Here is a 22719-nt window from a genome sequence, read left to right as displayed (position 1 = left end):
TCAAAGCTAGTGGACGGCCCGGTCAGGCGGGGGCGGCGGGCAGCCGCAGCACGCTCACCCCGATCGAGTCCGCCAGCAGCACCAGGCCCTCCGGCGTGAAGTCGGCCCCACCGAGCGGCCCGGTGGACAGGAACACGGCCACCGGATCACCGGTCACACCGCCCTCCGCCAGCCTCCACACCCGCAGGTAGTCGCCGCCGGTGCTGAGCGCCAGACCTGCCGCCGCCCGCTGCTCGTCGGACGGCCGGACCAGCGCCTCCGGGTCGGCGTCCACCTGCTCGCCGGTGAGCGCGTCGAACGCGGTCATCTCCGGTCCGCCGTCGGCCCCGGCTTCCGGCCGGTAGGCGACCAGCACCGACGTCCCGTCCGGCGCCACCGAAGCCGTCACCGCTCGCACCCCCGGCAGCGGCCGCGCCCAGAGCGTGCGCCATGGCAGCCCTGCACCCAACTCGGGCTCCGGCAGGCCGTCCTGGCGCGCCCCGTGCTCCAACAGGGCCGCCCGCAATTCCGACCGCAGGCCCTGGCGGGTGAACAGCGGCGCCAGCCGCAGCCACGTCCGCGCCAGCGGAGGCGACTCGCCACCAGCCGCCACGAGATGTTCGACCGCCGCGCGCAGCCGCCCTTGCTCGGCATGCAGCAGGAAACCGGGGTCGGCCAGCAGATCGGCCAAGAGCCCACCCTCCAGCGCATGCCCCGCCAGTTGTTCACGCACGTACGGCGCGGCGTGCCGCCAGCGCTCGGGGCCCTCACTCCGCAGGGTGGCCAGCAACGCGGTGGCGATCCGCCGTTGGGCCTCACGGACGGCGCCGCCGAAACGTTCCCGCAGCTCGTCCGCGACCGCCGGGTGGACGATGCGCACCTCGGGGTGCTCGTCGTCCCCGGTCAGTTCGAAGAACGGCAGCAGCAGCTGCTGCCCGGCGGCCAGCACAGGGCCGAGGTCCTTGCCCGCCACCGAGGAGGCCAGGGGCGCCCACAGCTCCAGTGGCAGGGCCGCACCCGGCCCGGCCAGTGCCAGCGGCGCCAGCAGCCGACGGAGCGTCAGCTCGTCCGTGCCACAGCGCTCCGCGTGCAGATCGAGGACGTCACCCACAGTAGCCGCCGGCGCGAGCGGGGCGTCGGGCACGGCCCGGGCCGACCAGGCAGTCAGGCGCACCACCAGCGCGCTCTCCGCCACCTGTGCCAACTGCTGGGCGAACTGCGGCTGTTCAAGGCTGTGCTCGGCCTGGAGCAGCAGTGCGTCCTGGTCTCGCCAAGGGTCCTGGTCGAGATCGATGACCAGCAGCGCGTCGCCCGGCACCTCCTTCGCCAGCCGGTCGGCCTCGGCGCGCGGCACCTCGGCCAGCAGCCGCACCCCTGGGGCGAGCGCCAGCGGCAGCAGCACCTCGGCGGCCACCCGCGCGGCCTCGCCCGGTCCCGGCAGCACGCCCGCCCGGTCGCTGTCCGCGATCACCACCGGCACCGACTCGATCTCGGCCAGCCGCCGGTTCACCTCCTCGACCCGCTCGGCCCCCGGCACCAGCTCGTCCGCGACCAGCCAGAGCAGCTGGGCCGCCGTCAGCCCGGCAGCGGCGAACACCTGCGGGGCCGGCAGCCCCTCGGGCGGCACGGACGCCGGATCCAGCGCGGCCACCTCGATCCGTTCCCGGAAGCCCGGCTCACAGAGCATCAGGAACCCGGTCAGCAGCCTGGACCGCCCGCTACCCGAAGCCCCCGTGACCAGCACCGCACGCGGTCCTGTCCCGGCCCGCCAAGCGGCCAGCGCGCGCAGCGCGCTCGCGCGGCCACCGATGAACGGATGCGGCTGATGGGCGGTCAGGGTCGGGTCGGTCGGAACGGTCATGTCGACTCTCCGCTGGGGACGGGTGAGGGCTGGTAGGGGCAGGTGGCGCGCGGACGGGTCACTTCTCGTCACCCCAGAGGCTGCCGTCGAGCTCGTGCTGCTCGTGCAGCATGACGTACCAGCAGCCCTCGGCGGCCTCGGCATCGACGGTGTGCAACCAGCGGTCCAGCTGCTGTACGGCATAGCGGCGGTTGACCTGCCGGATCACCCGGCCCGGGTCGCAGAACAGCCGGAGCATGGTGAAGAACGCGGACAAGGAGTCGGCGGCGTGCTCGGTCTCCCCGTCGAAGTCCTCCAACAGCACCTCGCCCCGAGCACCGTCGAGTAGCAGGTCACCGCCCTGCCACTGGCCGATCCGGTACACGTGGCGGGAGCCGCCGTCCCCGTCGGGTTCCTGGTCCCACTCCTGCAGTCCCTCCTCGGGGAGGTGCCCGGTCCACAGGGTGCCCCGGCCGGCCGCCAGCGGCACGCCGATCCCGGTCAGGAACTCCCGTGCTCCCGCGTCGACCAGCCCCTCCGGCAGCCCGTCGTCACTGGGCTGCCAGCGGCCGGTGAACGGCTCGGCCAGCCAGTCCGCCGTGGGCGCCGACACTTCCCAGGGCAGTTCGCGCGGCGCTTCGAAGGCGAGCGGTTCGACGAACGGTTCGCCCGCCCAGCCCGGAGCGTCCGGGTCGACCGGGGCCAGCAGCTCGATCCTGAACAGGCCGTTGGTACCGGCCAGCAGCAGCTCCTCGCCGCCCCGCACTCCGCCGGTCACCTCGAACGGAAAGCGCGGCGCCAGCGCAACGCCGTCCGCCCGCAGCCGGCCCCGGCTCTGGCTCAGCCGCTCCCAACCGTCCTCCCACTGGACGTCCGGTACGTCGGGCTGCTGGGCGGTGCGACGGTGCGGTCCGGAGAACAGCTCACCCGTCGCACGGTCCCAGACGTACGAGGTCCGAGCCGGCACGATGCCCGCCTCCACGTCCTCGTCCGGGACGTCGAGATCCACGCTCACCGCCACCGGCCGCCCGTCGAGCAGACCGGGCCGAACCGCCTCGACCGGCCCCGGCACGGGCCGCGTCGAACCCGAACGGCCGGACGGGAACCAGCGGCTCCAGACGGTACGCCAGGGAAGGTCGGCCACAGCCGCCAACTCACCGGCCAGACCATCGGCCCGGGAGCCGGCGCCCTGGGACAGCAGCCGGTGGTGCAGTGCCGCCAGCCACTCGCCACGCTGCTCCGGGCCCGGCCGCACGCCGAGCAGGTCCAGGTAGTACACGTCTGCGGCAACGGAGTTGTGCGGAACCCCGCCCGGCCAGGCCAACGGCAGCGCGTCCACCAACTCGGCCCGGTCGACTTCGGCCAGGAACTCGGCCCGTCCGATCAGCTCCGGCAGGTCCTGCGGATCGAAGGTGCGCTGGGCACGCGGATCGTCGGCGACCGACGGCAGCTCGGGCGCCGGCGGCAGCGCCACAGCTGTGGTGACCGCATCCCAGTCGACCCGCGCGCCCTGCTCCGTCTCCACGGCCACCCACCCCGCCGGCCCGCTCGGCCCGACCAGGTGCCGCACCACGCCTGCGAGCAGGGCCTGCGGGGCCGCCGAATCACGGTACCCCCCGGCCAGTTGCCCGTTCAGCAGCACCACACCGGTGACCGGGACAGCCTTGGCCACCAGTTCACGGAACGTCCCGCGCCCGTGCTCCGGACCTCCGACACCGAGCGCGCGCAGCAGTGACGCCGCGACCGCCTCCACCTCCTGTGTCGCACAGTCGACCTGGACCACCCCGGGCAACGAGCCGAGCGTCTCCCGTAGCACGGTGGTCCGGCCGGAGCCGCGCGCGCCGCCGAGCAGCAACATCCGACGGCCGGTGCCGGTGGCCGCCCAGTCCCGTACGGTCCTGGCCGCCGTCTCGCGGTCTGCGGCCTGCGTCCAATCGCCTGTCGTCACAGCCGTCTTCCTTGCTGGTCGTCGCCTCGGGGGTGCCTGCTACAACTGCCCGGCCTGAGCCAAGCGGGCCCAGATCGTCCCCAGACGGTTCAGGTCCGCCTGAGCGTCCCGAGTCATGTTGGAGAGGCTGTCGGCGTGGTTCCCGTCGCCGGTCTGCGCCCCCTTCCGGTATCCCACACCGTAGTCGATGGCCACCCCGGGCATCCGCTCCGCTATGTACCCCGAGCAGCCGGCGTGCCCCGGCTTGTTGCCGCACGGTTCGCGCTCGGTGTAGAGGCTGACGACTTGGTAGTTCCCCGCCTGCTGGTTCTCGTTGAGCCGGTCGATCCAGCGTCCCAGGTGCGGCTCCGAGTGCTCGGGGCGTCGGCCGACCGAGTTGCGCGGGATCGAACTGTCCACTACGTAGCGGCTGTTGCCTTCCGAGTCGACCACCTCGATCACCGCGAAGTTCTTGCCGGAGAAGTCCGGCCGGTGATCCCCGCGTCCCGGACCCGTGGCGAGGTCGTACACTCCCTCCCGGCCACCGAACCGGGGGTCGGCCACCAGGTGCTCCCGGACCAGGTGGGCAGGTGCCGGCGCGGCGTCGCCGGACGGTGGACCGGCCGTCCGGAAGTCCTGGCTCGCGTGATAGGTGACGCCGCGCGAGGTGTCATCGGTCGACGCCGCAGCGTCGTTCACGTGCTTCTTGCGCTCCTTCGCCGACATCTCGCTCCGGTCGACCGAGGGATCGTTGTCGTAGGGCCTGTCGGCATGCTCCGGGCTGGCGCCCACGGCGTGGGCCTCGTGGAAGCCCAGACTGAGGCGACCCATGGCCGCCACGACAGCGCCCTGCTCGCCGCGCGAGAGGTCGTTGAAGCCGGGCAGTCGATCTCCCAACTCCTTCTTGTCGAATCCCAGTTGGGGCGGAGTCCCGTGGGCTCGCTGAGCCGCCTCGTGCAGCACGTCGGCGAGCTGGCCGTTGTCGATGTGGCCTTCGAGGAACTGGTGCGCGGACTCGGTGTTGGTCTGCGCGACCTCGTTCGTCCCGCGGGTGTGCTGCTGAGTGGTATCCGGCTCCATCCCGTAGTGCGTCTGGTTCTTGTCCTGCCGCTCGTCGTACTCGGCCGAACCCTTCGACTCACGCTCGGGGTCGCCCGCCGGGTCCTCGGGGCGGCGGTCGGTGCCGTCCTCCCGGTGGTCCGAGGACTCGTCGGCGGCGGTCAGCGGGCGGCGGTCCGGGTCGAGGGGCACGGCGAAGACGCCGTGGTCGCCGTTGTGGAGCGGCTTGTCGCTGCGCTGACCGGTCTGGTTGTCGAGGTACGTGATCTTGCCGTCGTGGTTGACGACGTTCCATGCGTGCGCCCGGCCGTTGGCGTCCTGGGTGACGATCACGGCCTGCGAACCGTGGCCGGCATCGCGGAGCTGGTCCTCGATCCGCCGGAACGCCTGCTCCCCGTCGCCCATGTCCCGGAACGGCGCGCCGAGTTGACGCTCCGCCCGGTCCCGGCCACCCTGCTCCCCGGCCGGGCCGGTGTCGTTGCGCGGCGCGGCGGCGGTCGGGTTCCCGCTGTACGTGTCGGCGGTGGAGAGCGCCACGTCCAGGCAGTTGTTGTCCCGGCCGGGCGCGCGGTGCCCGTCACCGTTGACCGCGCCGGGCCAGTCGCCGTTCGGGTCCGGGTGGCGCTGTGGCGTCCCGTCGGGGTTCCGCGGGACGCGGCTCTCCAGGTCCTGCTGATGCTGCGGATCGGTCCGGTCCAAGCCGCCGGGCGTGTCGTACGGGCGGCTCTCGGACAACGGCGCGGGGTGGTCGGCAGCGGGGTGGTCGGCGGTGGGGCCGGCGCCGTCGTGGCCGGTCGGGTCCAGGCGCGAGCCGATGTCCGGGGTGGTGCTGTCCGGCTGGGGCGCGTCCGGGCGGCCGGTGTGCGAGTCGGTGGGGTCGAGACGTGAACCGAGGTCGGGGGTGGTGGTCTCCGGGCGGGCGGTGTCGGGGTGCGGGGTGTTGGAGCCCGTCGGGTCGAGACGTGAACCGAGGTCCGGGCGCGAGGTGTCCGGGTGGGCCGGGCGCGGGGAGTTCGTGCCGGTGGGGTCCAGACGCGAGCCAAGGTCCGGGCGCGAGGTGTCCAGGCGGGCCGCGCGCGGGGAGTTCGAACCGGTGAGGTCCAGACGCGAGCCAAGGTCCGGGCGCGAGGTGTCCAGGCGGGCCGCGCGCGGGGAGTTCGAACCGGTGAGGTCCAGACGCGAGCCAAGGTCCGGGCGCGAGGTGTCCAGGCGGGCCGCGCGCGGGGAGTTCGAACCGGTCGGGTCCAGGCGGGACGGGATGTCGGGGCGCGTTGTTGTGGGGCCTCGGTCGGCGGCGGGGCGGGGTGTGAGGGTGGGGCCGTCGTGGTCGGGGCGGCGTTGGGGCTGGACGGTGGGTGCGGGTGGTGGGGTGGAGGGGGCGGTCGGTCGGGTGGCGGTCGGGGTGGGGGTGGTGGCGGTCGGGTTGCCCGTGTGGGGGACACCGCCGGGTACGCCGCCGGGTGTTGGGGCGGGGTTCGTGGTCGGGTTGGTGGTGTCGGGTGTGGGTTGTGGGGTGGGGCGGTGGTCCGAGCCCGTGGGTGCCGGGGCGGTGGCGGTGGCGCCCAGTCCGGCGGTGTTCAGGTGCGGTGGGGTCCCGGCGGGGTTGTCCGGCCTGGGGGTGGTGCCGGCCGGGTCCGCGAAGGCGGTGCGCGGGTCGACCCGGTGCGGGGTGGGCTCCGGCGAGCCGTGGCCAGGCGCGGGGGCCGTCGGCTGCGGCGCAGCGTCGGGGCGGCCGGGGGTGGGGGTGCTCTCGGGCCGGGGCGCGGGGATGTCGGCGTGCGCCGGGGCCGGTGTGTGGCTGGGCGCGGGGATGTCGGCGTGCGCCGGGGCCGGTGTGTGGCTGGGCGCGGGGATGTCGGCGTGCGCCGGGGCCGGTGTGTGGCTGGGCGCGGGGATGTCGGCGTGCGCCGGGGCCGGTGTGTGGCTGGGCGCGGGGATGTCGGCGTGCGCCGGGGCCGGTGTGTGGCTGGGCGCGGGGATGTCGGCGTGCGCCGGGGTCGGCGCGGGGTCGTTGGTGCGGACGGGGCCGTAGGTGGGCCGGCTGTCGTCACCACGTGGGGCCGGGGCGTGCTCGGCTGCTGTCTGCCGCGTGCCCGGGTCGTGGTCGGGAGTATGGGACGGGGCGGCCGTCTCCGACGGGCCGGAGTGCGGGCGCGTGTCACCGGAGTCCGGCGTGTGCGACGGACCGTCAGAACCAGCCGGGCGGCTACCGGAGTCGTGGTCCGGCGTCCGCGAAGGCCCGTCCGGGGAAGCCGAGTTGGGGCGCGTGCCCGTGTCGCCGTCCGGTGCGTGGGCCGGGCCGGTGTGGTCGGGGGCGGTGTGGCTCGGGCGCGTGCCCGTGTCGCCGTCCGGTGCGTGGGCCGGGCCGGTGTGGTCGGGGGCGGTGTGGCTCGGGCGCGTGCCCGTGTCGCCGTCCGGTGCGTGGGCCGGGCCGGTGTGGTCGGGGGCGATGTGGCTCGGGCGCGTGCCCGTGTCGCCGCCGGGTGTGCGGGAGGACTGCTGCGAATCCGGACCCGAACGGCCTTCCGGGGACAGGGCGTTGGTGTGGCCGGTGTTGTCGGGGCGGCTCGGCGCGCTGCTGCTGTCGCCTGCGGGGGTGTGCGTGGAACCCGTGTCCCCCGACGGAGCACCGCTGTCGGTACCCACCCGGGTCCCGAACGGGTCCAGCGGCGCGGAACCGCGCGGCTCACCGGACGCCGGCGTGTGCTGCGGCGCCGACCGCGCAGCCTCGTGCGAGGCGGACGTGTCACGACCCGGCGCACCATCCGGCGACGCACCCGACGACGGCGCGTTGGAGGAGGGACTGTGCCCCCAAGGACCGCCGCCGGACGGGCTGTTGCCCGAAGGCGTGTGCGACGACGGGCTGCTGCCGCTCGACGGTGAACTGCCGTGACCGTCACCGCTGCTACCGCTGCCCGAAGCATCACTGCCGTTGCCGCCGAGGCCCGAGGAGTCCGCGTCGCCCCCGTGCCCCGCCGCGCTGTCCAACCCACCCCGCACGTGATGACCCGCCCGCGACCCCACCCCGTCCCGCAACGCCTCCGTGAACGTCTGACCCGAGTTCTTCACCGCGTCCTTGCCCGCGTCGAACCCCGCCTTCCCCGTCCGCCCCAGATCGAAGCCGTCCTGCGCACCGAAACCCTGGTTCACCGTCTGCGCGATCAAATCACTGATCATCGCCTGAACCGCCGAAACCACCGGCTCCTTCAACGTCTCCAGAATCGCCTCGACCAGCGCCTCCCGAAGCTCCTTCAACAACCGCCGCACGATCATCTTCGTCGCCTGCACCACACCCGCGGCACCCAGCTCCGACAACCCCAACGTGAACGGCGCAGCCGCCTGCGCGGCGATGATCTCCACCGCCAGCACCACCAACTGCGCGATCACCGCGATCTTGCACGCGATCACGATCATCGCCGCCGCGTCGAACGCCGCAGCGATCAACCGCGACGCCGTCGCCGCATCCGCCAGATAACCCCCGCTGCCGCCGGCGGAGAACTTCTCCCACGCCTTCCCGAACGCCTCGATCGAATCACCCGAGTTCGCCGACCGCACATTGTTCGCCGCACCCGCAGCCCGGTAATGCAACTCATCGACCGTGTCCGCGAAGTCCCGCCACACCTGCGCCGACTCCATGAGCTTGTCCTCGTCAGCCTTCGGCCAATCGAAGCCGAGCATCTCCAGGACCCACTCAACACTGTCCGGCAACATCAGCGACACTTCGCCAAACCCCCGATAACGACCAGCACTTCACGACAACACGACACAACCCACCGAACACACCACAACCACCGGCCCAACCCCCCGGGCCCAGACCACACCGGTCAGACCACCTGCGGCCGCTGCAACGCCCCGATCCGGCCCCCCACCGCCCCCTGCGAACCCTCCAGCGTCCGGAACGACCCATCCGTCGCCGACTCGTTCGCCTCATGGCCCGCCGCCATACCCTGCAACTTCTGCCCGATCTCCCCGATCCGCGTCCCCAAAGAAGCCATCGACTCCTTCATCCCGTCCCGCAGACCCTCATACACCACACCGAACTTCTCACCCAGATCGTCATCACCCCACGGCGGAGTACCACCCTGCTCCAACGCCCCCAACCGCGCCGACAAATCCCTCACCGCAGCAGAGAAATCCTCACCCACCGCACCCAAAACCCGACCCTCAGCCCGAAGACTGACCGGATCCACCACAATCTGCCGCGACATCAACGCCCCCTACCGCATCCAGGACTGTCACTGCTCGGCCTCCCCGACGCCCGGCCGAATGGGCAGCAACAGCATCTCTCATCAGATCATAGGACCCGAAAGCTGGACGGCCTCGTACCGTATCGACCCTGCAACAGATCGACACAACAGCTCGACCCGCCCCCAGACGAAAGTACCCGCCACCATCCGGCGAGTCGTCAACTCTCCGGCACGGTGGCGGGCATGGTCCTTCGCTGACGAGCCGACAGCCTCGGACCCGGCGAGGCGGGAGGAGGAGTTCGGCCCGGAGCGCGGGCGCCGACAGGTACGGCGCCAGATACGGTCCCGCTCAGGTCACGGGCGCCGGGGCGGGCCCAGGTCCAGGCAGGGGGCCGGGCGTCGGGTGCGGGTCCGGGCGGGGCCAGGGCGGCTCGGGGTCGGGGCCGGGGCGGGGTGGCTCCGGGGGTACGGGGTCCGGGCCGGGAGCGGGCACGGGGCCCGGCAAGGGTCCGGGCTGCGGTTCGGGACCTGGCCCCGGGGACGGGGTGGGGCTCGGTGGCACGGGATCGTTCGGGGGGATCGTCATGGCGGGCTCCCGGTCGGTGGTTTAGGCGCACGCCTACCCCGCCCGGGTCGGCTCACACGGCTCTACGGGATACCCAGCTCGAACAGCACGTAGCCCGCGTACCACCCGCTCGCCACCGCCGCGCCTCCGAGAACCACGCCCAGCGAGGGGAGGGAGAGCCGTCGGAGGGCGACCGCGATCGGCAGGAAGAGCGGGAAGCAGGGCAGCAGGTAGCGGGAGGTGTTGCCGAAGATCTGGGCGCTGCCGAGCACCAGCACGATCGTGATCAGGGTGAAGACCAGCAGGAAGACCGGAACCCGCAGCCGGATCAGCAGGAACAGCAGGATCGGCAGCAGCGCCACCAGCACCAGCGCGATCATGTCCTCGGTCGGGTACGTGAAGGCGTACCCGCCCTGGCCGAGCAGGATGGTGCGCAGCACGTTGAAGGTGTGCTCGCCGTAGTCGAAGAAGTGCAGCCAGCCGCCCTTCTGGAGCTTGAAGTAGGCGCTCCAGTCGCCCATCCGCCAGTTCGCCCAGGCCAGGTAGCCGACGATGCCGAGCGGGGCGATCAGCACGGCGGCGACCGGGCCGGGCCAGCCGTCCCTGCGGCGGTACAGGGCGATCAGGGCGGCCACGCCGAGGGCGGCCACCAGGGCGGCGGCGGTCGGGCGGTTGAGTCCGGCCAGGAAGACGGTGAGGCCGGCCGCCAGCCAGCGGCGCTCCAGCACGAACCAGCAGGCCCAGACGGCCAGGGCGACGAAGAGCGAGTCCGAGTAGACCGCCCACTCCACCCCCGAGCCGGGGAAGACCGCCCAGAGCGCGGCGGCGATCAGGCCCGTCCGCCGGTCGAACAGTCTGGCGGTCAGCGCGAAGATCCCGGCCGCCGCGACGAACGAGGCGACTACCGAGACCACCATGCCCGCGCCGTACGAGCCGAGGCCGGTGACGGCCGAGACCAGCCTGATCATGCCCGGGTAGAGCGGGAAGAAGGCGACCGAGTTCTGCTCGTACTCGAAGGGCGGCGGCCCGATCCTCACCAGCTGGGGGGCGTAGCCGTTCTCGGCGACCTGCCGGTACCACCAGCCGTCCCAGCCGGCCAGCACGTCCCAGGGCCGCGCGCCGCCGCCGAACCGGACGTTCTTGGTCAGGTACTCTCCCGACCAGGTGAGCAACCACATGAAAGCGGTGAACCCGGTCAGCTTCAGCAGACCGAACACGGCCAGCGCCGGACCGTACTCCTGGCTGGTGCGGCGGAACCACGCCCGGAGCGACTCCCCAGCGCGTTCCACCGGGCCCTCCGGGCTCCGCGCGGAGTTCGGGCGCTCGGCCGGCTCGGCGGTTTCGGTGCCGGGGATCGCGGTCAAGGGTCCTGGTCTCCTGACTGGCTGTGCGGCCGGGCGGGTGGCCTCATGGGGCGTCATGTCGGGTGCGTCGAACTTTCGGAAGCGTACGCCATGACCCATAGGTCCAGACCAGCCGATCGCGGGCCTGTGTAGGATCCCACCACCTGTCGACCAACCCCGAGGGGGCACCCGATGAGTCCAGCGGCCGGCCCGGCCGTCACCCTCTCGGTGGTGGTGCCGATGTACAACGAGGAGGACGCCCTCCCCGCCCTGGCCGCCCGGCTCAGGCCCGCGCTGGACGGGATCGGCGAGCCGTACGAGGTGGTCGCGGTGGACGACGGCAGTGCGGACGGGACCGCCAGGCTGCTGGCCGACCTGCGGACCGACTGGCCGCAGCTGCGGGTGGTCGGCCTGCGCCGCAACTACGGCCACCAGGCCGCGCTCACCGCCGGGCTGCACCGCGCGGTCGGGGCGTACGTGGCGAGCATCGACGCCGATCTCCAGGATCCGCCGGAGAAAATCGCCGAGATGCTGGCGCTGGCCCGTCGGGACCGCCTGGACGTGGTGTACGGCATCCGCGAGGACCGCAGCTCCGACAGCGGTTTCAAACGCCGCACCGCCGGTGGCTACTACTGGCTGATGCGTCGGTTGACCGGGCCTCAACTTCCTGCCCAGGCCGGGGACTTCCGGCTGCTCAGCCGGGCGGCGGTGGAGGCCGTGAAGGACCTGCCCGACCAGCAGCAGGTGTACCGGCTGCTGGTGCCGTGGCTCGGCTTCCCCAGCGGCCGGGTGCGCTACACCCGCGAGGAGCGGGTGGCCGGGCGGACCAAGTACCCGGTGACCAAGATGGTGCGGCTCGCGCTGGACAGCATCACCGGCTTCTCGGCCGCCCCACTGCGGCTCGCCACCTGGCTCGGCCTGGTCAGCTTCCTGATCTGCCTGGGCCTGCTGGCCTTCTCGGTCACCGCCTACGTGTCCGGCCACACCGTGCCGGGCTGGACCTCGCTCTTCGTCGGGATGCTGTTCCTCGGCGCCGTCCAGCTGCTCTGCGTCGGGCTGCTCGGCGAGTACATCGGCCGGATCTACACCGCCGTCCAGCACCGTCCGACCTACTACGTCGGCACCGATTCGAACTCCGGACGGACCGTCAGCCACGGAACTCCCGGTCTACGATCGGAGCATGTCGATTCTCGCTGACGCGCCGCTGTCGCTCTGGTCCAAGGACTCCGTGCTGTCGATCGGCTCGGTCGGGTCGGTGCTCTCCGTCGGCTCGGTCGGGTCCGTGCTGTCCGTCGGCTCGGTCGGCAGCGTGCTCTCGCTCGGCTCGATCGGCTCGGCGCTGTCGCTGATCTCGACCGCGTCCTGGCTGAGCACCGGCTCGCTGTTGTCCGCCCAGTCCCGCTGGTCCGTACTCTCCTGGCGGTCGACCGGCGGCTTCCTGGCCGCAGGTGTGGTGGCGGCGGGCGCCGGCGCGGCGCTGGTGAGCACCTACCGGCGTACGGCGGCCGCGAACTAACCCCGGGACTCGGCGGATCGGGAACCGACCGCCGCCCGGGCGCCGGCGGCGTCCGGTGCCGCCAGGGCCAGTCGGGCCAGCTCCTCGCACTGCTCCCGGGTGTGCGCCGCCAGGGCGGCCCGCACGGCGGGCAGGCAGGACGGCGCCATCGAGAGGGTGCTGACGCCGAGTCCGACCAGCACCAGCGCCAGCAGCGGATCGGACGCGGCCTCGCCGCAGACCCCGACCGGCCGGCCCCGCTCGGCACCGGCCCCGGCGGTCGCGGCGACCAGGTCGAGCAGTGCGGGCTGCCAGGGGTCGAGCAGTTCGGCCAGCGAGCCGAGCGTCCGGTCCGCCGCGAAGGCGTACTGGGCCAGGTCGTTGGTGCCGATGCTGAGGAAGTCGCAGACCTCGGCCAGCCGCCCGGCCCGCAGCGCCGCCGCCGGGACCTCGACCATCGCCCCGGCCACCGGCAGCCCGTGGGAACGGACCAGGGCCGCGAACTGCTCGGCCTCCCGGGGCAGCGAGACCATCGGTGCCATCACCCAGACCTCGGCGCCGCTGTCCCGGGCGGCGGCCGCGACGGCGGCGAGCTGGGTGTCCAGCAGTCCGGGGTCGCGGGTGGCAGTGCGCAGACCGCGTACGCCGAGGGCGGGGTTCTCCTCGTCGGCGGCAGCGGCGAACGGCAGTGGCTTGTCGGCCCCGGCGTCCAGGGTCCTGACCACCACCTTGCGACCGGCGAAGGCCGCGAAGACCCGCCGGTACGCGGCGGTCTGCTCCTCCGCACCCGGGGCCTCGGTGCGGTCCAGGTAGAGGAACTCGGTCCGGAACAGGCCCACCCCCTCGGCGTCGGCGGCCGCCGCCCCGTCGAGCTCGGACAGCGCGCCGAGGTTGACCAGCAGGCCGACCGGGTGTCCGTCGGCCGTCCGTCCGGGGCCCCGGACGCTCTGCTCGCGGGCCCGCCGGGCCTGCTCGCGCTCGGCCGCCTGCCGTACCGCGTCCGGTTCGGGGTCGGTCCGGACCGTGCCCTCGGCGCCGTCCAGCAGCACCAGCTGACCGTCCGTCAGCCCTGCCGCCCCGGCGCAGCCGACCACGGCGGGCAGGCCGAGGGCCTTGGCGAGGATCGCGGTGTGGCTGGTCGGGCCGCCCCGGACGGTGATCAGGCCGAGCACCCGGGCCGGGTCCAGCAGGGCGGTGTCGGCGGGGGCGAGGTCCTCGGCGACCAGCACGTACGGATGGCCCGGGTCCGGCAGGCCGGGGGCGGGCAGGCCGAGCAGCCGGGCGACCGTCCGGTCCCGCAGGTCGTCCAGGTCGGCGACCCGTTCGGCCAGGTAGCCACCGGCCGAAGCGAGCAGGGCGCGGAACTCGGCGTACGCGGCGACGACCGCGTTCGGTCCGTCGGTGCCCTCGGCGACCAGCTCGGCCACCCGCGCCAGCAGGCTCGGGTCGACGGCCATCAACGCCTGGGCGGCGAGCACCTCGCCGGCGACCCCGCCGGCCCGATCGGCCCTGGCCTCCAGGTCGGTGGCCACCTCGGTGGCCGCCCATCCGACGGCGGCGGTCTCGGCGGCCGGGTCGGTCACCGGGCGCGGCGCGGGCGGTTGCGGCGGCGGGGACATCCTGGCCACCGGGCCTGCGGCGCTGCCGGTGCCGACCCCGATGCCGTCGAGCCGCCGGCTCACCGGGCGTCCGGCGCGTCGAGGTCGCTGCCGATCAGGGCGGCCAGTTCGGCGAGCGCGCCGTCGGCCTGCTCACCCTCGGCGGTCAGCTCCAGGGTCTCGCCCTGCCCTGCGGCCAGCGCGAGCACGGAGAGCAGGCTGCGGGCGTCCACCGGGCGCTGGCCGGGCCGGCCCAGCGTGACCTTGGCGCTCTGGCGGGCGGCGGCCTGGACGAGCAGCGAGGCCGGGCGGGCGTGCAGTCCACTCGCCGAGCCGACGGTGACCAGGAGCTGGGGCATGAGGGTTCCTTCGGGTGGAATGTGGTTTCAGGCCCGTTACGGGCGCGTTCTGGTTGGTTCTACGCCCGGTTCGGTAGAAGTGTCAACAGAACCGGGCCCATTTCCCGATCTGTGACCGTGCCCGATTCGACGCCCGAGCGTCTTTGCTTTTCGTCGACGGCGGCGTATGGTCCTGCATCAACCAGGCAGAAACAGACATGAACGGATCCGATCCCACATGTACGCTCCGGAGCGCCAGCAGCAGATCCTGGTCCTCGCCCAGGAACACGGGCGGGTCGACGTCCCCTCGCTCGCCGAGGAGTTCGGCGTCACCCAGGAGACCATCCGGCGCGACCTCAGCAGCCTCGACCGGGCCGGACTGCTCCGCCGGGTGCACGGCGGCGCGCTCCCCGCGGGCGGCCTACACCTGGAACCCGGCCTGGCCGAGCGCGACAGCACGGCCGCCGCCGAGAAGGAGCGGATCGTCCGGGCCGCCCTTGAGCTGCTCCCCACCGAGGGCAGCCTGCTGCTCGACGCGGGCACCACCATCTCCCGGCTGGCCGCCCTGCTCCCGCTCGACAGCCGCCTCACTGTGGTCACCAACGCCCTCCCGGTGGCCGCCCGGCTCGCTGACCACCCCGAGCTGACCCTCCATCTGGTCGGCGGCCGGCTGCGGCACCGCACCCAGGCCGCCGTGGACGCGTGGGCGCTGCGCGACCTGGCCGACGTGCACGCCGACGTGGCGGTGGTCGCCACCAACGGCTTCTCCCCCGACGGCGGCCTGACCACCCCCGACCTCGCCGAGGCGGCGGTCAAGCGGGCGATGGTCGCCGGGGCCCGCCGGGTGGTGCTGCTGGCCGACTCCACCAAGTACGACACCCGGCACTTCGCCCGCTTCGGCTCACTGGCCGACGTCGACGTGCTGGTCACCGACACCGGCCTGACGGACCAGCAGACCGCAGAGATCGAGAACCTCGGACCGGAAGTGATCCGCGCATGATTGTCACCATCACCCCCAACCCCAGCCTGGACCGCACGTACGAGCTGCCCGGTCTGACCAGGGGCGCCGTCAACCGCGCCACCACCGACCGGGTCGACCCGGGCGGCAAGGGCGTCAACGTGGCCCGCGCGCTCACCGCGGCCGGGCTGCGGGCGGCGGCGGTGCTGCCGCTCGGCGGCTTCTCCGGGCTGCTGCTCTCGGATCTGCTGCTCCGTCAGGGCATCGAGGTGGCCACGGTCCCGGTGCGCGGCGAGACCAGGATCAACGTCAGCGTGGTCGAGGCGGACCACACCCTCACCAAGATCAACGCCCCTGGCCCCGAGCTCAGCGCGGAGGAGTCGGCGGCCCTGCTCGCCACCGTCCGCCGCGACTTCACCGGCCCGGAGGTGGACTGGCTGGCCTGCTGCGGCAGCCTGCCGCGCGGTCTCGAACCCGGTTGGTACGCCGAGCTGGTGGGCCAGGTGCACTCCGGCGGCGCCCGGATCGCCCTGGACACCTCGGGCCCCGCCCTGCTCGCCGCACTGGGCGCCCGCCCGGACGTGGTGAAGCCCAACCGCGAGGAGCTGGCCGAGGCGGTCGGCTGCCCGCTCGGCACCCTCGGCGACGCCGTCGCGGCGGCCCAGGAGCTCCGCGAGCGCGGCGCCGACCAGGTGCTGGCCAGCCTCGGCGCGGACGGGATGCTGCTGGTCGGCCCCGACGGCAGCTGGTACGGCACCGCCCCGGTCGCCGTGGTCCGGAGCGATGTCGGCGCGGGCGACGCCTCGCTGGCCGGCTTCCTCGGTGCGGGCGGCAGCGGCCCCAAGGCGTTGGCCGCCGCACTGGCGCACGGCGCCGCCGCCGTCCAGCTACCGGGCAGCGTGATGCCCACCCCCGCCGACCTCGACCCGGCGGCGGTCACCGTGACCGCCGACCTGCCGCTCGACCACCGCCTGCGTGACCGGTGACCGAGCCCCACCCCGAAGGACCCTTCCAAGTACCACAGTTGTAAGGACTGAGCCCCCATGAGCGACCCCGGCAGACTGATCACCCCCGCCCTCGTCGACCTGTACCTCGCCCCCACCGACAAGACCGAGGCACTGCGCTCGCTCGCCCAGCGGCTGGTCGCCGAGGGCCGGGTCACCGACCTCGACGGTTTCCTCGCCGACATCGCGGCCCGGGAGGCGCAGGCGCCGACCGGCCTGGGCGACGGCATCGGCATCCCGCACTGCCGGTCCGCCCACGTCACCGAGCCCAGCCTGGCCTTCGGCCGCAGCTCGCGCGGCCTGGACTTCGACGCCCCGGACGGCGCCCCCGCCGACCTGGTCTTCATGATCGCGGCGCCGGCCGGTGCGGACGACACCCACCTGCAGATCCTCGCTGCGCTGGCCGGCCGCCTGATGGACCCGGCCTTCACCGGCGCGCTGCGCGCCGCCACCGACCCGACCGAGGTCGCCGCGCTGGTCAACGACGAGCAGGCACCGGCGGCCGAGCAGGCACCGGCCGGGGAGGGCCCGCTGCTGGTCGCCGTCACCTCCTGCCCGACCGGCATCGCGCACACCTACCTGGCCGCCAAGGCCCTGGAGCTGGCCGCCGCCCGGGCCGGTGCCCGGATCCACGTGGAGACCCAGGGCTCGGCCGGGGCCACCCCGCTCGACCCGGCCGTCATCGCCGCCGCCAACGCGGTGATCTTCGCGCACGACGTGGAGGTCCGGGGCCGGGACCGGTTCGCGGGCAAGCCCACCGTCGACGTCAGCGTCAAGTCCGGGGTCAACCGGGCCGACCAACTCGTCGCCGAGGCCCTGCAGTTGGCCACCGGCGACATCGTGAACCCGACCGCCGCGCCGAAGCCGCAGCGCGAGGAGCACTGGGGCAACCGGCTGCGCCAGTACCTGATGACCGGCGTCAGCTACATGATCCCGTTCGTGGCGGCCGGCGGTCTGCTGATAGCGCTCGGCTTCGCCGTCGGCGGGTACGAGATCTCCTCGGCCCACTCGGTGGTCGGCCACTTCGACTGGACCTCGCAGCAGAGCTGGGCGGCGATGCTGTTCCAGGCCGGCGCGGCGGCCTTCGGCTTCCTGGTGCCGGTGCTCTCCGGCTACATCGCGTACGCGATCGCCGACCGCGCCGCGCTGGCCGCGGGCATCGTCGGCGGCGCGATCTCGGTCACCGTCGGGGCCGGGTTCCTGGGCGGTATCGCCTCCGGCCTGATCGCCGGACTGCTGGTGCGCTGGATGATCCGCTGGAAGGTGCCCGGGTCGATCGCCGGGATCATGCCGGTGGTGGTGATCCCACTGCTCTCGGTGCTGGTCGTCGGCTTCCTGATGTTCGTGGTCATCGGCTCCCCGATCGCCACCGTGATGTCCGCGCTCACCGACTGGCTGAACGGCCTCTCCGGCACCAACGCGGTCCTGCTCGGCCTGCTGCTCGGCGCGATGATGGCCTTCGACCTGGGCGGCCCGCTGAACAAGGTGGCGTACACCTTCGCGGCCGGGGCGCTGACCACCGCCGGATCCGTCCCGGACGCCGGCAGCCTCAAGGTGATGGCCGCCGTGATGGCCGCGGGCATGACCCCGCCGCTCGGCCTGGCGCTGGCCACCACCGTGCGGGGCAGGCTCTTCACCCACGAGGAGCGGGAGAACGGCAAGGCCGCCTGGGTGCTCGGGGCCTCCTTCATCACCGAGGGCGCCATCCCGTTCGCCGCCGCCGACCCGCTCCGGGTGATCCCCTCGGCGATCGCCGGTTCGATGGCCACCGGCGGTCTGGTGATGGCCTTCGGCTCCACGCTGCGCGCCCCGCACGGCGGGATCTGGGTGCTGCCGCTGATCGGCAACCCGGTGCTCTACGTGGCCGCCATCGCGATCGGCACCGCGATCACCGCCGCCCTGGTGATCCTGCTCAAGGGGCTGCGCACGCAGCCCGCCGAAGCGACGCAGGTGCTCGTCCCGGCCTGACGGACCGCGGGACGGCGAGGGGATGCCCCCTCGCCGTCCCGCGCGTGTGCCCGGCTGACGGTCCGTCGGATCTGACGAGGTCCGGCCCGAGGATCGTCAGGCACGGCGCCGAGCCGAATGCCCCGTCCGATTCCCGCCGGTCGGGGCCCCGGGCGACAGGCAGACTGGGGCGGTACGAACGCCCCGATGCCAGGGAGAGAGACCGTGATCACCGTCTACACCACCCTCGACAGCCCGCTGGGTGACCTGCTGCTGGTCGGCGAGGAGTCCGCGACCGCGAAGGGCGGCACCGCGCTCGCCTCGGTGTCGATGACGACGGGGCAGCGGAACGCGGCCGTGGTGCAGCCCGGCTGGGCGCCCAGGCCCAGGGCCTTCGACGCCGTGGCCGAGCAGCTGCGGGCGTACTTCGCGGGCGAGTCGACCTCCTTCGAGCTGGAGTTCACCGCGCACGGCACCGAGTTCCAGCGCCGGGTGTGGGCCGCGCTGGAGCAGGTCCCTCACGGCGTCACCGTCACCTACGGCGAGCTGGCCGAGCAGGCCGGGCTGCCCCGCAGGTCGGCCCGGGCGGTGGGTACGGCCAACGGGTCGAACCCACTGCTGGTGGTCCGGCCCTGCCACCGGGTGATCGGGGCGGACGGTTCGCTCACCGGCTACGCGGGCGGGCTGGAGCGGAAGCGGCAGCTGCTGGAGCTGGAGGGCCGCGGCTGACCCGGTCCCGTTCGGTCCAGCCCGGGGGGCGGGCTCCGTCCGGCCCTGCGATCTTCGGAGCAGGGTACTGCTGACGAAGCCTCAGGGAGAGACCATGTGGGACGCATCCGCCACGCTGCCGGTGACCGGCCGCGAGTGGCTTCCGGCGCTCGACGTGCCGGAGCCGAAGCAGCAGAGCCGGCTCACCGTGTTCTTCCGGATGCTGCTGCTGATCCCGCAGTTCATCGTGGTCTGGCTGCTCTCGATCGTGGCGTTCTTCGTCGTGGTGATCGGCTGGTTCGGAGCGCTGGTCACCGGCCGCCTGCCCGAGTTCGCAGCCCGCTTCCTGACCGGGTACGTCGCGTACGGCACCCGGGTGGAGGCGTACCTGATGCTGCTGGTCGACGCGTACCCGCCGTTCCGGTTCGAGGCCCCGGAGTACCCCGTCCGGATCGAGGTCCGGCCCGGGGAGCTGAACCGGCTGGCGGTCTTCTTCCGCATCGTCCTGGTCATCCCCGCCGCGATCATCCAGGCCGTGCTGGGGCTCGGCTGGTGGACGGTGTCGTTCATCAGCTGGCTGGTGGTGCTGTTCCTCGGCCGGATGCCGCGGCCGCTGTTCGAGGCGACCGCCGCCATCGTCCGCTACCGGTACCGCTACCAGGCGTACTACCTGATGCTCACCTCCGCCTACCCGAAGGGCGTGTTCGGCGAGTCCGCCGCCGACGAGGGCGGACCGGTCTCGGCCACCCGCCCGCTGGTGCTGAGCCGCGCGGGGCGCGGCCTGCTGGTGGCGTTCATCGTGATCGGCGTGCTGTCGTACCTCGCCAGCTCCATCACCACCTCCTTCACGTCGGACGACGACACCACCCAGGTCTCGCGGCCGATCACCTCGACGTACTGACGCCACCGACCGTCTTGACCTCGAGTGCACTCCAAGCAGCAGACTCCTCGTCACCAGCCCGGGAGCCCCCGGGCCGCACGAGGGAGCAGCGCCATGAAGTACCGCACGATCGGCACCGACCCGAGGACCAGCCGCACCGTCAGCGTGCTGAGCCTGGGCGCGATGCGGTTCGGCACGGACACCGACGAGGCCACCTCGTTCGCGATCCTGGACCGGTACGTCGAGGCGGGCGGCAGCTTCGTCGACACCTCCAACAACTACTCGTTCTGGGTGCACGGCACCCAGGGCGGCGAGAGCGAGGCGCTGCTCGGCCGCTGGCGGCGCAGCCGGGGCATCACCGACCAGGTGACCATCGCCACCAAGCTCGGTGCCCGGCCGCTGGAGCCCACCAGCACCTTCTCGCTGAACGTGGAGGGGCTGTCCGCCAAGGTGATCCGCGAGCAGTCCGAGCGCAGCCGTGAACGCCTCGGCGTCGAGAAGCTGGACCTGCTGTACGCGCACATCGAGGACAACGCCGTGCCGCTGGAGGAGACCGTCGAGGGCTTCGCCACCCTGGTCGGCGAGGGCACCGTCGACCTGCTCGGGGTCAGCAACCACTGGAGCTGGCGGGTCGAACGGGCCCGCGGCCTGGCGGCCCGGGCCGGACTGCCCGGCTACGAGGTGCTCCAGTACCACCACAGCTACCTGCGCCACCGCACCGACCGGCCGAGCCTGCGCTCCGCCGACGGCACCCAGGGCGTGGTGACCGGCGAACTGCTCAGCTACCTGCGCACCGAACCGCAGCTGGCCCTGGTCGCGTACTCGCCGCTGCTGTCCGGTGCCTACGCCCGCGCCGACCGACCGCTCCCCCCGGGCTTCGACCACGGGGGCACCCCGGGTCGGCTGGCCGCGCTGCGCGAGATCGCGATCGAGACCGGCGCGACCCCGAACCAGGTGGTCCTCTCCTGGCTGATCGGCGGCGACCTGCCGGTGATCCCCCTGGTCGGCGCCAGCTCGGTGGCCCAGCTCGACGAGAGCCTCGCGGCCGTCGACCTCGACCTGACGACCGACCAACGCGCCCGCCTGGAAGCGGCCGGCTGACCGTCAGAAGGTCACCGACTCCCCGAGCCCGACCCGGGCGTACTCGGTGCCGCTCCTGAAGTCCATCCAGCCGTCGACGTTACCCCGGCCGAGATCGCTGAGGAAGGCGTCGTGGATCGGGAACGCCCGGACCGGCTTCACCGCCCGGACGAAGTCCAGCGCCTCCCCCAGCTTGAGCCAGGGCGCTGCGGCGGGCACCAGGAGGGTGGTCACCGGCTGCTCGGGGACGAACAGCGAGTCGCCGGGGTGGTATACGTCCCCGTCCACCACGAAGCCGACGTTCGCACAGCCGGGCAGGCCGTCGTAGATCTCGGCGTGGGCCCCGCCCACCACGTCGACGGTGAACCCGGCAGCGGTGAACTGCTGCCCGGTCTCGACGACCACCACCGCGTCACCCAGCTCCGGGACCTGCTCGGCGGCCTTCGCCGGCAGGTACACCCGGAGCGCCGGGTTGAGCTCCCGGGCCGCCACCAGCTTGGCGAGGTCGAGGTGGTCGGCGTGCTCGTGGGTCACCAGCACGTCCGACACCGAGTCGAGGGCTTCGGCCTCGGAGAACGTCCCCGGGTCGATCACGAGGACCCGGCCGTCGGTCTCAAGGCGCACACAGGCGTGTCCGTACTTGATCATTCGCATCCGGCCACTATGTCAGCCACACCGTTGGGCCGCCGGGCAATTCTCGGACAGACGTACGCGACCTGACGGACCGGCAGCTCGCGGTGTCGGGGGACGCGGTGGACAGCCGGTCAGGCGGAGACGACCGCCCAGGCGTCCAGTTCGGCCAGGTAGCGGGCCCGGGTCGGCTCGTCCAGGAAGCTCGCCTCGAAGGAGTTCCGGGCCAGGGTGTACTGCTGGCGCTCCGTCAGGCCGAGGGCGGCGGCGGTCTCGGTCAGGTTCTGGCCGACGTAGCCGCCGAAGTAGGCGGGGTCGTCGGAGTTGACCGTGGCGACAAGACCGGCGTCCAGCATCCGCCGCAGCGGGTGGTCGGCCAGGGTGTCGACGCAGCGCAGCCGGACGTTGGAGAACGGGCAGACCGTCAGCGGGATCCGGTCGCGGACCAGCCGCGCCACCAGTTCCTCGTCCTCCAGGCACCGCAGCCCGTGGTCGATCCGCTCCACCTGGAGCAGGTCGAGCGCCTCCCAGACGTACGAGGGAGGCCCCTCCTCCCCGGCGTGGGCGACGGCCCGCAGGCCCAGCTCACGGGCCCGCTCGTACACGGCGGTGAACTTCGACGGCGGGTGGCCGACCTCGGCAGAGTCCAGGCCGACGGCGGTGATCCGGTCCAGGTACGGCTTGGCGGACTCCAGCGTGTCGAGCGCCGACTCCGCGCTCTGGTCGCGCAGGAAGCAGAGGATCAGGCCGGTGCTGACGCCGTGCTCGGCCTCGCTCCGGTCCAGGGCGGCACCCAGGCCGTTGATCACGGTCTCTATCGGGATGCCCCGGGCGGTGTGCGCCTGCGGGTCGAAGAAAATCTCCGCGTGCCGGACGCCCTGCGCCGCGGCGCGGGTCAGGTACTCCTCCACGAGGTCGGTGAAGTCCTGCTCGGTGCGGAGCACGTCCATCAGCCGGTAGTAGAGGTCGAGGAAGGACTGCAGATCATCGAACCGGTACGCCGCCCGAAGGTCGTCCACACTCCCGAACGGCAGCGCGATCCCGTTCCGCTCCGCCAGCCGGAAGGCCAGCTCGGGTTCGAGGGTGCCCTCGATGTGCAGGTGCAGTTCGGCCTTGGGTATGGACATCCGATCATCATATGTGGACGCAGCACTACCCCCTCCCACCGCCGGTGAGGCCGC

At 73.1% G+C, this 22719-nt stretch carries 17 protein-coding genes; 8 read left to right on the top strand and 9 right to left on the bottom strand.

Translation table 11 applies throughout. The features are described 5' to 3' along the window. Nucleotides 1-22: 22 nt before the first annotated feature. The 5 genes from ACKUU6_RS26525 to ACKUU6_RS26505 form a co-directional block, all read right to left on the bottom strand. A complete protein-coding gene (locus ACKUU6_RS26525; protein WP_407991082.1) occupies nucleotides 23-1840 on the bottom strand; it encodes an ATP-binding protein in 1818 nt (605 codons plus the stop codon). A gap of 58 nt (nucleotides 1841-1898) precedes the next feature. After that, nucleotides 1899-3767, bottom strand: a complete 1869-nt coding sequence (locus tag ACKUU6_RS26520; protein WP_407991081.1) for a hypothetical protein — start codon at nucleotides 3765-3767, stop codon at nucleotides 1899-1901. Between the two features lie 39 nt (nucleotides 3768-3806). Next, entirely contained in the window at nucleotides 3807-8516 is a 4710-nt protein-coding gene (locus ACKUU6_RS26515; RefSeq protein ID WP_407991080.1) for a toxin glutamine deamidase domain-containing protein, read from the bottom strand. Between the two features lie 113 nt (nucleotides 8517-8629). Then, nucleotides 8630-9013, bottom strand: coding sequence for a WXG100 family type VII secretion target (locus tag ACKUU6_RS26510; protein WP_407990741.1), 384 nt, complete (start codon nucleotides 9011-9013; stop codon nucleotides 8630-8632). 627 nt (nucleotides 9014-9640) lie between these two features. After that, a complete protein-coding gene (locus ACKUU6_RS26505; RefSeq protein ID WP_407991079.1) occupies nucleotides 9641-10921 on the bottom strand; it encodes a glycosyltransferase family 39 protein in 1281 nt (426 codons plus the stop codon). Between the two features lie 171 nt (nucleotides 10922-11092). Between ACKUU6_RS26505 and ACKUU6_RS26500 the strand changes: the two genes are divergently transcribed. After that, a complete protein-coding gene (locus ACKUU6_RS26500) occupies nucleotides 11093-12097 on the top strand; it encodes a glycosyltransferase family 2 protein (RefSeq protein WP_407991078.1) in 1005 nt (334 codons plus the stop codon). After that, nucleotides 12081-12416: a hypothetical protein gene (locus ACKUU6_RS26495; RefSeq protein WP_407991077.1), complete on the top strand. Its 336-nt coding sequence runs from the start codon at nucleotides 12081-12083 to the stop codon at nucleotides 12414-12416. The genes ACKUU6_RS26500 and ACKUU6_RS26495 overlap by 17 nt, the downstream gene beginning before the upstream one ends. On the opposite strand, the gene ptsP is transcribed toward ACKUU6_RS26495, so the two are convergent. Together ptsP and ACKUU6_RS26485 are read right to left on the bottom strand one after the other, a co-directional pair. Then, complete coding sequence (gene ptsP, locus ACKUU6_RS26490) at nucleotides 12413-14077, bottom strand: phosphoenolpyruvate--protein phosphotransferase (protein WP_407991076.1); 1665 nt, start codon at nucleotides 14075-14077, stop codon at nucleotides 12413-12415. The genes ACKUU6_RS26495 and ptsP overlap by 4 nt on opposite strands. Continuing rightward, nucleotides 14074-14352 carry an HPr family phosphocarrier protein gene (locus ACKUU6_RS26485; protein ID WP_407991075.1) on the bottom strand — a complete coding sequence of 93 codons (279 nt, stop codon included), beginning with the start codon at nucleotides 14350-14352 and terminating at the stop codon, nucleotides 14074-14076. The genes ptsP and ACKUU6_RS26485 overlap by 4 nt, the downstream gene beginning before the upstream one ends. A 217-nt stretch (nucleotides 14353-14569) precedes the next feature. Here ACKUU6_RS26485 and ACKUU6_RS26480 point away from each other — a divergent pair, with 217 nt between their 5' ends. The 6 genes from ACKUU6_RS26480 (at nucleotide 14570) to ACKUU6_RS26455 (ending at nucleotide 20929) form a co-directional block, all read left to right on the top strand. Continuing rightward, nucleotides 14570-15331 carry a DeoR/GlpR family DNA-binding transcription regulator gene (locus ACKUU6_RS26480; protein ID WP_407991074.1) on the top strand — a complete coding sequence of 254 codons (762 nt, stop codon included), beginning with the start codon at nucleotides 14570-14572 and terminating at the stop codon, nucleotides 15329-15331. Further along, nucleotides 15328-16275, top strand: coding sequence for a 1-phosphofructokinase (gene pfkB / locus ACKUU6_RS26475; protein ID WP_407991073.1), 948 nt, complete (start codon nucleotides 15328-15330; stop codon nucleotides 16273-16275). The genes ACKUU6_RS26480 and pfkB overlap by 4 nt, the downstream gene beginning before the upstream one ends. A gap of 57 nt (nucleotides 16276-16332) precedes the next feature. Further along, entirely contained in the window at nucleotides 16333-18261 is a 1929-nt protein-coding gene (locus ACKUU6_RS26470; protein ID WP_407991072.1) for a PTS fructose transporter subunit IIABC, read from the top strand. 207 nt (nucleotides 18262-18468) lie between these two features. Next, complete coding sequence (locus ACKUU6_RS26465) at nucleotides 18469-18969, top strand: methylated-DNA--[protein]-cysteine S-methyltransferase (RefSeq protein ID WP_407992247.1); 501 nt, start codon at nucleotides 18469-18471, stop codon at nucleotides 18967-18969. Between the two features lie 94 nt (nucleotides 18970-19063). Next, nucleotides 19064-19849, top strand: a complete 786-nt coding sequence (locus ACKUU6_RS26460) for a DUF4389 domain-containing protein (protein WP_407991071.1) — start codon at nucleotides 19064-19066, stop codon at nucleotides 19847-19849. A gap of 93 nt (nucleotides 19850-19942) precedes the next feature. Next, the gene (locus ACKUU6_RS26455) at nucleotides 19943-20929 is read left to right on the top strand and encodes an aldo/keto reductase (RefSeq protein ID WP_407991070.1); all 987 of its coding nucleotides are present in this window, start codon (nucleotides 19943-19945) and stop codon (nucleotides 20927-20929) included. Nucleotides 20930-20932: 3 nt separating this feature from the next. On the opposite strand, the gene ACKUU6_RS26450 is transcribed toward ACKUU6_RS26455, so the two are convergent. Continuing rightward, nucleotides 20933-21562, bottom strand: coding sequence for an MBL fold metallo-hydrolase (locus tag ACKUU6_RS26450; RefSeq protein WP_407991069.1), 630 nt, complete (start codon nucleotides 21560-21562; stop codon nucleotides 20933-20935). Between the two features lie 110 nt (nucleotides 21563-21672). Continuing rightward, on the bottom strand, nucleotides 21673-22665 hold the full coding sequence (locus tag ACKUU6_RS26445) for an adenosine deaminase (protein ID WP_407991068.1): 993 nt from the start codon (nucleotides 22663-22665) through the stop codon (nucleotides 21673-21675). Between the last annotated feature and the right edge of the window lie 54 nt (nucleotides 22666-22719).

It is taken from the genome of Kitasatospora sp. CMC57 (genome assembly GCF_045866025.2).
Lineage (GTDB): Bacteria > Actinomycetota > Actinomycetes > Streptomycetales > Streptomycetaceae > Kitasatospora.
Note: the sequence above shows the minus strand (reverse complement) of the source record. Positions and strands in the feature narration are given on the sequence as shown.